This window comes from Nitrobacter sp. 62-23, from assembly GCF_001897285.1.
GTDB lineage: Bacteria > Pseudomonadota > Alphaproteobacteria > Rhizobiales > Xanthobacteraceae > Nitrobacter.
On sequence record NZ_MKSM01000007.1, the window covers coordinates 22,234 to 31,157 of the forward strand.

The following is an 8,924-nucleotide window of genomic DNA, read 5'->3' on the forward strand; positions in this document are numbered from 1 at the left end:
TTCACAGCGGAATGTTGTCGTGCTTCTTCATCGGGGCATCGACGTGCTTGTCCCTCAACATCGCTAGCGCGCGGGCGATGCGTCTTCGGGTCGAGTGCGGCATGATGACGTCGTCGATATAGCCGCGCTCGGCGGCGATGAACGGCGACAGGAAGCGATCCTCATATTCCTTCGTGCGCGCGGCGATCTTGTCCGCGTCGCCGATGTCCGAGCGGAAGATGATCTCCACCGCGCCCTTGGCGCCCATGACGGCGATCTGCGCGGTCGGCCAGGCGTAGTTCATGTCCGCGCCGATTTCCTTGGACGCCATCACGTCGAACGCGCCGCCATAGGCCTTGCGCGTGATGACGGTGACGAGCGGCACGGTACATTGCGAATAGGCGAACAGGAGCTTCGCGCCGTGCTTGATCAGCCCGCCGTATTCCTGCGCAGTGCCAGGCAAAAAGCCCGGCACGTCGACGAAGGTCACGATCGGGATGTTGAAGGCATCGCAAAACCGTACGAAACGCGCGGCCTTGCGTGAGGCGTCGCTGTCGAGCACGCCCGCCAGCACCATCGGCTGGTTGGCGACGAAGCCGGCAGTGCGCCCCGCGACGCGGCCAAAACCAACGACGATGTTTTTCGCAAACGTCTCCGCGATCTCGAAGAAGTCCCCCTCGTCCACGACCTTCAGGATCAGTTCCTTGATGTCGTAGGGCTTGTTCGGATTGTCCGGCACCAGCGTGTCCAGCGAGTCGTCGATGCGCTCGATGTCATCGAAGCTCGGCCATTCCGGCACGCCATCGGTGTTATTGGCCGGCAGGAAATCGATCAGGCGGCGCACCTGCAACAGCGCCTCGACGTCGTTTTCGAACGCGCCGTCGGCGATGGACGACTTTGTCGCGTGCACGCTGGCGCCGCCGAGTTCTTCCGCGGTCACCACCTCGTTGGTGACAGTCTTCACCACGTCGGGACCCGTGACGAACATGTAGCTCGTGTTCTTCACCATGAAGATGAAGTCGGTCATGGCCGGCGAATAGACGTCGCCGCCAGCGCAGGGTCCCATGATAACGCTGATCTGCGGGATCACGCCCGAAGCCTGCACGTTGCGGCGAAACACATAGGAATAGCCGGCGAGCGCGGCGACGCCTTCCTGGATGCGCGCGCCGCCGGCATCATAGAGGCCGATGATCGGCGCACGCGCCTTCATCGCCATGTCCTGAATTTTCGTGATCTTCAGCGCGTGGGTCTCCGACAGCGAGCCGCCGAACACGGTGAAGTCCTTCGCGAACATGAAAACCTTGCGGCCGTTGACAGTGCCCCAGCCGGTGACGACGCCGTCGCCCGGCACCTTCGATTTGTCCATGCCGAATTCCGTCGAGCGATGCTCGACGAACATGTCGAACTCCTCGAACGAACCCCTGTCGAGCAGAAGTTCGATGCGTTCGCGCGCCGTCAGCTTGCCGCGCGCGTGCTGCGCCGCGATGCGCTTCTCGCCACCGCCGAGCTTTGCGGCCGCGCGGCGGGCATCGAGAGTGTCGAGGATGTCCTTCATGGCCCCCTGCCTGGGTCTGATCAACGAGGTTGCATCAGAGCCTAGCTGTCGTTTTTGAAGCTGTCACCAACGGGGCGGGTGACGATGCGCTGTTCAGAGTCGCTCACGGCGTGATGGAACGGAGTGTCGATCGTCTTCACCTCTCCCCGCCGGAGAGAGATCTGCACGCGGTGCCAGGTGGAGAGCAGTATTCGAGAGGTCTTGCCCCCTCGCCCCCAACCCTCTCCCAACGGGTGAGGGAGTTCGCCGGCGCCCGGCGTTTCGACAGGGGACCTCAGGCTCGTCCCGAGAGCCGCAGCACGAACACCAGCACCTCGGCGACGGCCTTATACAACTCGGACGGAATCTCGTCGCCGAGTTCGACATGCGACAGCGCGCCGGCCAGCACCTCGTTTTCCTCGATCGGAATGTCGTGCTCTTTGGCGACCTCGATGATCCTCGCGCCCAGCGATCCCCTGCCCTTGGCGACCACGCGCGGCGCGCCGCTGCCCTTGTCATAGTGAAGGGCGACTGCGACCTGATCCTTGGTCTCCACGCTCATAACGCGCGATCCAGAAAATGCCCGGCCGGCGCGGACCTCCGTTGCGGCGGCGCACCTTCGCGGATGACGATATCGCCGGGCTGCAATTCGGCGCGGCTCAATGCCTGAGTGAGCAGCGATGCGCCGGCGCGCAACCGGCTCACTGTCGCAGGACGCTCGGCCCAGAGCCGCACCGAGGTGCTGTCGCCGGCGAACGACACCAGCGCATGAACCGGCCCGGCGGGCTCGACGTCGAGCGAGAACCGCGCGCGCCAGACCCGCTTCGCGGTCTCGGCATCGCGGCCGGCGGCGTCGCGTGAAATCTCGAATTGCGCGATCGCGGTGCCCGACGGAGTCGCGAACGGAATCTCGAAATTCCAGCGCGGCGCGATCTGGTCAGACCTGAGCCCGGCGGTATCAACACGATCCGGAAGCGAGGCAACCTGCAACAGCGTCTGCCGCGCGATCGCGGCGTCGGTGTCATCAAGCAATCGGCGCGCGATGTCGCTCGCCGGGGCGGCCGGCGACAGCATCGGCATCGCGACGGGTTGCGCGGTCGGCAGCGCGCCGCGAAACGGCGGCGACGGCGTGCTGGTGCGCACGATGAAAACGTTGTTCTCGCCGGGTCCGTTCGGCTGCGCGACCCTGAGCGCCGAAGGTTCCGCCGCCGGATCGCCGTCGAGTCCGAACTCCGCACCGAGACCGGTTCTGCCGCCTCCCTTCTGAAGCACCTCCTGCAGAAGGTTCAAGGCAGCGCCGGTGGCGGCGGCGCGGACGCCTGCATCGGGCGCTCTGGAAAACAATGTCTGGTTTGCAAGCGTCGAGGTGTCGGCATCGTCGGTAACAGGCAGCCGCGCCTGCGGCAGGTAGACTTCCTGTGCTTCGAATTCAGGCGACAAAGGCGGCGCGCCCGATACTGCCGGCGCAGGTTGCGCTCCCGGTGGGGATGGCGGCTGCGAACCCGCTCCGGCGGGCGGCGCATCGTGAGCGGCGGCCTTGCCGATCGAGATTGAAAGGGCTTCGCGAAGCACGAGCAGCGCGGCCTTGAGATCGGGCAATTGCGCGGCGGCCGAGGTTGATGCCGATTGCGCCGTTGTCACCCCGGCCGCCAGCGATGCCTCAAGAAAAAGCCCGGAATTTTGAAACGCGGTTTTGATGGCGCCGCCGTTGAGGTTCGGGCCGAGGTCGGGACGCAACGCCAGCAGCCGCTCCACGGCCTGTTGGACCTGCGGCGGCAACGCATCAGATCCCGCGGCCGTCAGCAGGTCGGCGTAGAGCGGCGACAGGCTGCCTTGCCGCGTCGCAGCGGCTTGCGCCGCGGCCGAGACCGAAAGGGCCTCCAGCGCAGTCAGCGCTGGTTTCGAGGGGGAAACCGGCGCATCGGCTTCAGCGGCAGCGACGGCCGCCGCAACATCAGGCCTCAACGTCACGGAATCCGCCGGCTCCGCCGTGGCAGCCGCCGCCGGGTTGGGCAATCCGCCCTGCCCGGCTACCGCGAGCCTGAGCCCCTGCGCGGTCTGCGACACCGCAAGCTGAAGTTTCTCGCCGACCTGCAGTGGAATTTCGGACAAAACCTCCATCGTCAGGTTGTCGATGGCGATGCGGACGAGATTGTTGGCAAGGACCTGCTGAACCCGCGCGTCCACGACCGTGCCCGGCTGAAGCGTGGCTTCGGACCCGGCGTCCTGCACCGCGATGACCGGAAAGATCGGGTTGATCGAGATCACCATGAAAGCCTCGTTTTGGATGCGAGGCTAACTGCGGTGTCTAAACCTCGTCTTAACCGGATGGTTCAGCCTGCGCCGCGAGGACGGCCGCAGCCGCCCTGAAATCGGACAGCCGAGCGGCCTGCCGCGCCGCTGCTTCCTCGTCCGTGCCCCAGTGCTCGCTGTTCCAGTCCTCGTTGACATGGGCGGCGGCCCAGACCTCATCCGCATCCAGCCGCCCGCGCATCAGGGCGAGCGCAAGCAATGCGGAACCGGTCAATGTCGTGACGACATGCAGCGCCCCTACCGTCCAGGGGTCGGACGGCAGCGCCGCGCGGGCGGCTGCGATCGCCGGATCCGGCTGGCGGACATGCACGATGCCTTGGGTGAGGATGAAATGCGCGCCGAGCGTTTCGGCCGCCCAGAACAGCACGGGATCCCATTGCGCGGCTTCGCGAGCGACCAGCGCTTCGGGATGGCCGGCGCGATAGAACAGCAGGTCCGTTTCAAAATATTTGGCGATATCCTCGACCACGGCCTCGACGCGGCCGGTCACGCCGTCGATGACGCTGTTGGCGAGCCGCGTCACCGGCATGGTCATGGGATCGATGGCGTCCCCCTGCGCCTGCCATTCGGCGGCGATCGTTTCGGCGATTTCCCGAGATGGCGCCGCCAGGGGGTTGCGCGACGGCGTGCGCACCGGCTTGCCGTCGAGCAGGATGGCGAACCCGTCCGGGGTCTCGCTCACGCTCGCGGAGGCGTAGAAGCGCTTGCGCTGCCCGGCGCGTGCGGATTTGCGCGCCGCCTCTTCTGGATCCAGCGATGGCGAGCCAAGACTTTCTTCGAACAATTCACGCATGGCATATTCTCACATCGCCCTGACGTCGCCCCGGCGCAATGGCGAAGACCTACTCCTCCGGCGCGTTTTCGATCGGGTCGAACCGGTCGGCTTCGAGCCCGAGCAGGTTCCAGGATTGCAGCATGTGCGGCGGCAGCGGCGCGCTCACATCGATGACGCCGCCGCGCGGATGCGGGATCACGATGCGGCGCGCCAGAAGGTGAAGCCGCTTCTGAAGACCGCCCGGCAATTGCCAGTTCTCCTTGTTGAAATACTTGGGGTCGCCGACGATCGCATGATTGATGTGCGCCATGTGCGCGCGGAGTTGATGGGTCCGGCCCGTCACCGGTTTCAGTGATACCCAGGCGAGCTTCTGCGCCGAGGTTTCCACCACCGCGTAGTAGGTCACCGCGTGGCTTGCTCCCTCGTCGCCATGCGCGGCGATCCGCATGATCGAGTCTTCCTCGTTTTCTTCCTTGGCGAGATAGGTCGAGATCCGGCCCTGCTTCGGCTTCGGCACGCCCGCGACCAGCGCCCAGTAAATCTTGCGGGCCGAGCGGTGGCGGAACGCCCCGGTCAGCGCCGTTGCCGCAAAGCGCGTCTTGGCCACCAGCAGGCATCCGGCGGTCTCGCGATCGAGCCGATGCACAAGGCGCGGACGCTGGCCTTTTGCATCGCGCATCACTTCGAGCATCCCGTCGATGTGCCGCGACAGGCCGGAACCGCCCTGCACCGCAAGCCCGGCCGGCTTGTTCAGCACCATGACGTCGGCGTCCTCGAACAGCACCATCTTCCGCAATTCGTCGTGTATCCTGGTCTCGGCCTCGGACAGGTGTGTCGCAGCCTTCGGCGTGTCGAGCTTGAGCGGCGGAATGCGAACCTTGTCGCCTTCATCGAGCCGGTCCTTGCTGTCGGCGCGCTTGCCGTTCACACGCAGCTCGCCTTTGCGGACGATGCGCTGAATGTGGGAAAACGACAGGCTGGGAAATCGCGCTTCGAGAAAACGATCGACGCGCATGTTGGCTTCGTCGGCCGTCACGGCGACCGTCTGCACTTTCGTCGGCAACGGCGCTGGTTCGGGTTTGGCGGGCGGTTCGATGAAGGGCAAAGTATCACGAGACGTGGCTGCGCGCGGCGGCCTGCCAGGCCGAACGCCCTGCCCTCGCTCGCCTCCGAAACGCTCCGCCGCGCCACGCCCTTCCGGGCGTGTCCGTTTGGAACGAATACCTTTGGACAGAGCGTCTTTGGGACGCTCGCTACCCGAACCGCGGGATTTCGCGAGAGGTCGTTTGATGCGGCGGCTCATGTGCTTTTCTCGCTTGCGAACAGACCCCGGTGCGTAGCGCAGAAGCCGGCCAGCGTCACGGTGAAATCACGTTGCGCGGCCGCCATGCCGATCGCTACGGACAAGCCGCCTGCCTCTTGAGCATGACGAGGTCGGACACCACTTGTCCAGAGAGCTTGAGCTTGCCGGCTTCGCTCGCGGCCGCACACGCGCCCGCGGCGTCGCCGGTCTGCAACCGCGCAAGTCCGAGGCTGGCCCAGCCGTCCGCGAATTCCGGCGCGTCGCGCACGCCCTGTTCCAGGATCGTTTTCGCTTCGACCGGGCGCTTGGCCTTCAGCAGCAAGCGGCCGTAATCAGCCTTCAGCGTTGGCCGCGGCTCCGGCTGATGAAGCGCGATCCTGAACAGTTCTTCGGCATAGTCGAGGTCGCCGAAGCGCGCCGCGACGATCACCGCGAAACCTTGATAGATCGGGCTTCGCTCCGGGGCGAGCAGCCACGCCTGATTGAACCGCTTGGCCGCTTCTGAAAAGTCGCCGCGCTCCAAATGCCCCCAGCCGCGCTCGATGGCTGCATGGAAAACCGCAACACGGGAGCCGAACTTATCTGCATCCGCGAGAAAATCGGCATCGGCCTTGCGCTGCTCAGGGGTCTTGTCGGCGAATCCGAAGAACGGCTGCTCGTTGATCGGCGCCGGGAATGTCTTCTTCGTCACCGTGACGCCGGGCGCGGTCTCGACGGTCTCCGCGTGCGAGGGCGCTATCCACGCGAGAGCGCCGATGGCGATGATGCAGGCCCGGATAAACTTTATGGTCACTTGCTGCTCTCCTTCTCTCGTCGCAGCTTCGCCCAATAGTCCAGCCGCTTCCTGATCTCGCGCTCGAAGCCGCGATCGGGCGGATCGTAGAACGTCCGCCGTCCGAGCGCCTCCGGAAAATAGTCCTGCCCGGAAAAACCATCCGGCGTATCATGATCGTATTGATAGCCTTCGCCGTAGCCTTCTTCCTGCATCAGCCTGGTCGGCGAATTCAGAATGTGCTTGGGCGGCAATAGTGAACCACCCTCCTTCGCAACCCGCTTCGCCGCGCCGAACGCCTTGTAGGCGGCGTTCGACTTCGGCGCGGTCGCGACATAGATCACGGCCTGCGCGATGGCGAGTTCGCCCTCGGGCGAGCCAAGAAAATCATAGGCGTCCTTCGCGGCGTTGGCGACGACCAGCGCCTGCGGATCGGCGAGCCCGATATCCTCCACCGCCATTCGCACCACGCGCCGCGCGAGAAACAGCGGATCCTCGCCGGCCTCCAGCATCCGCGCCAGATAATACAGCGCTGCATCAGGATCGGAGCCGCGCACCGCCTTATGCAGCGCGGAGATCAGATTGTAATGGCCGTCCGCGGACTTGTCGTAGATCGGTGCGCGGCGCTGCAGCACACCCTGCAATTGTTCGGCATTGAACACCTCGCCGTCACGCGCCGAACGCCAGACCTCCTCGACCAGCGTCAAGGCCGCGCGGCCGTCGCCGTCGGCCATGCGCACCAGCGCGGCGCGTGCCTCGACATCGAGCGGCAGCGGCTTGCCCTCGACCTGTTCGGCGCGGGCGAACAATTTCTCGATCGCAGCCGCATCAAGCGAACGGAACACCAGCACGCGCGCCCGCGACAACAGCGCCGCGTTCAGTTCGAACGAGGGATTCTCCGTGGTCGCGCCGACCAGGATGACGGTGCCGTCCTCCATGACGGGCAGAAACGAATCCTGCTGCGCGCGATTGAAGCGATGCACCTCGTCCACGAACAGCAGCGTTCCCGTGCCGGTCTCGCGGCGCGCTCGCGCGGCGTCGAACGCTTTCTTCAGATCGGCGACGCCGGAGAACACCGCGGACAATTGTTCGAAGTGCAACGCGGTCGCGTCCGCCAGCAGCCGCGCCACCGTGGTCTTGCCGGTCCCCGGCGGTCCCCAGAAAATCAGCGAGCCGAGCATGCGGGTTTCCAGCATCCGCGTCAGCGCGCCGTCCGGCCCGAGGATGTGGTCCTGCCCGACCACATCAGACAGCGCCTGCGGACGCAGCCTGTCCGGCAGTGGACGGGGCGCATCGTTCTCCAGACCCGCCGCGGCGAACAGGCTTTTGGGCTCGCGCTGTCGCTTCGGACTCATCCGCCGAGCATGACTTGAATCTGCTGGCCACCGCGGATCAACGTGATCCGCCAAAGCCGCCCGGCTTCGTTGACCGCCCGTTCGAGATCGGCCGTCCTGGCGATCTTCTTGTTGTTGACGGCCAGAATGATGTCACCCTTCATGAAGCCGACGCTCGCGGCCATTCCATCGTCCACCAGCGCGGTGACCACGACGCCCTCAGTGCCGGGGTCGAGATGAAGTTCGTCGGCGAGCGCTGGCGAGATGTTGGCAACCTTCGCGCCTTGAAACGGCGACGGCTTGGTGATCGTGATCTCGTCGCGGCCTCTATCCGGCGCGGTTTCCAACGGAACGGTGAGCTTGACCGGCCTCCCGTTGCGCTGGACCTCGATCTGCGAGGTGCCACCCAGCGGACGGGTGGCGAAGCGATAATCAAACGCATTGGGGTCCTCGACAGGCTGTCCGTCGATCGACTCGATCAGGTCGGAGAGCTTGAGCCCGGCCCGCGCCGCCGGACTCCCCGGCGTAACACTCGCGACCAGCGCGCCGGCGGGTGCCTTGAGGCCGATGGTTTCGGCGATTTCCGGCGTCACGGCCTGAAGCCGCGCGCCGAGCCAGGGCCGCTTCACGGCCTTGCCGCCGTTCTTGGCGGACGCCACGACGACCCGCACCATATTGGCCGGAATTGCAAAGCCGATGCCCTGCGATCCGCCGGAACGCGAGAAGATCGCCGTGTTGATGCCCGCAAGGCGACCGTTCATGTCGACCAGCGCGCCGCCGGAGTTGCCCGGATTAATCGCCGCATCGGTCTGGATGAAGAACTGATAGTCGGTGATGCCGACCTGCGTGCGCGCCAGCGCCGACACGATGCCGTGCGTCACCGTCTGTCCGACGCCGAAGGGGTTTCCGATCGC

At 65.5% G+C, this 8,924-nt stretch carries 8 protein-coding genes; all 8 read right to left on the reverse strand.

Annotated elements, in window-relative coordinates:
- Position 1: 1 nt before the first annotated feature.
- Positions 2-1,534, reverse strand: coding sequence for an acyl-CoA carboxylase subunit beta (locus BGO16_RS01050; RefSeq protein WP_292616373.1), 1,533 nt, complete (start codon positions 1,532-1,534; stop codon positions 2-4).
- Between the two features lie 274 nt (positions 1,535-1,808).
- Positions 1,809-2,075, reverse strand: a complete 267-nt coding sequence (locus tag BGO16_RS01055; protein WP_292616375.1) for an EscU/YscU/HrcU family type III secretion system export apparatus switch protein — start codon at positions 2,073-2,075, stop codon at positions 1,809-1,811.
- On the reverse strand, positions 2,072-3,784 hold the full coding sequence (locus BGO16_RS01060; protein WP_292616377.1) for a flagellar hook-length control protein FliK: 1,713 nt from the start codon (positions 3,782-3,784) through the stop codon (positions 2,072-2,074). The genes BGO16_RS01055 and BGO16_RS01060 overlap by 4 nt, the downstream gene beginning before the upstream one ends.
- A gap of 49 nt (positions 3,785-3,833) precedes the next feature.
- Positions 3,834-4,619 (reverse strand): ATP12 family protein, encoded by a 786-nt coding sequence (locus tag BGO16_RS01065; protein ID WP_292616379.1) that lies wholly within the window; start codon positions 4,617-4,619, stop codon positions 3,834-3,836.
- A gap of 49 nt (positions 4,620-4,668) precedes the next feature.
- Positions 4,669-5,904 (reverse strand): RluA family pseudouridine synthase, encoded by a 1,236-nt coding sequence (locus tag BGO16_RS01070; protein WP_292616381.1) that lies wholly within the window; start codon positions 5,902-5,904, stop codon positions 4,669-4,671.
- Between the two features lie 94 nt (positions 5,905-5,998).
- Positions 5,999-6,697 carry a tetratricopeptide repeat protein gene (locus BGO16_RS01075; protein WP_292616384.1) on the reverse strand — a complete coding sequence of 233 codons (699 nt, stop codon included), beginning with the start codon at positions 6,695-6,697 and terminating at the stop codon, positions 5,999-6,001.
- Positions 6,694-8,031 (reverse strand): replication-associated recombination protein A, encoded by a 1,338-nt coding sequence (locus BGO16_RS01080; RefSeq protein ID WP_292616386.1) that lies wholly within the window; start codon positions 8,029-8,031, stop codon positions 6,694-6,696. Before BGO16_RS01080 ends, BGO16_RS01075 begins: the two co-directional genes overlap by 4 nt.
- On the reverse strand, positions 8,028-8,924 hold an 897-nt coding region (locus BGO16_RS01085; protein WP_292616389.1), incomplete at its 5' end, for a PDZ domain-containing protein. The genes BGO16_RS01080 and BGO16_RS01085, both read right to left, overlap by 4 nt.

What these genes read in the sequence shown, in the direction of transcription:
- BGO16_RS01060 (WP_292616377.1), bottom strand. Translation starts at nt 3,784, where the DNA reads ATGGTGATCTCGATCAACCCGATCTTTCCGGTCATCGCGGTGCAGGAC.
- BGO16_RS01050 (WP_292616373.1), bottom strand. Translation starts at nt 1,534, where the DNA reads ATGAAGGACATCCTCGACACTCTCGATGCCCGCCGCGCGGCCGCAAAG.
- BGO16_RS01055 (WP_292616375.1), bottom strand. Translation starts at nt 2,075, where the DNA reads ATGAGCGTGGAGACCAAGGATCAGGTCGCAGTCGCCCTTCACTATGAC.
- BGO16_RS01070 (WP_292616381.1), bottom strand. Translation starts at nt 5,904, where the DNA reads ATGAGCCGCCGCATCAAACGACCTCTCGCGAAATCCCGCGGTTCGGGT.
- BGO16_RS01065 (WP_292616379.1), bottom strand. Translation starts at nt 4,619, where the DNA reads ATGCGTGAATTGTTCGAAGAAAGTCTTGGCTCGCCATCGCTGGATCCA.
- BGO16_RS01080 (WP_292616386.1), bottom strand. Translation starts at nt 8,031, where the DNA reads ATGAGTCCGAAGCGACAGCGCGAGCCCAAAAGCCTGTTCGCCGCGGCG.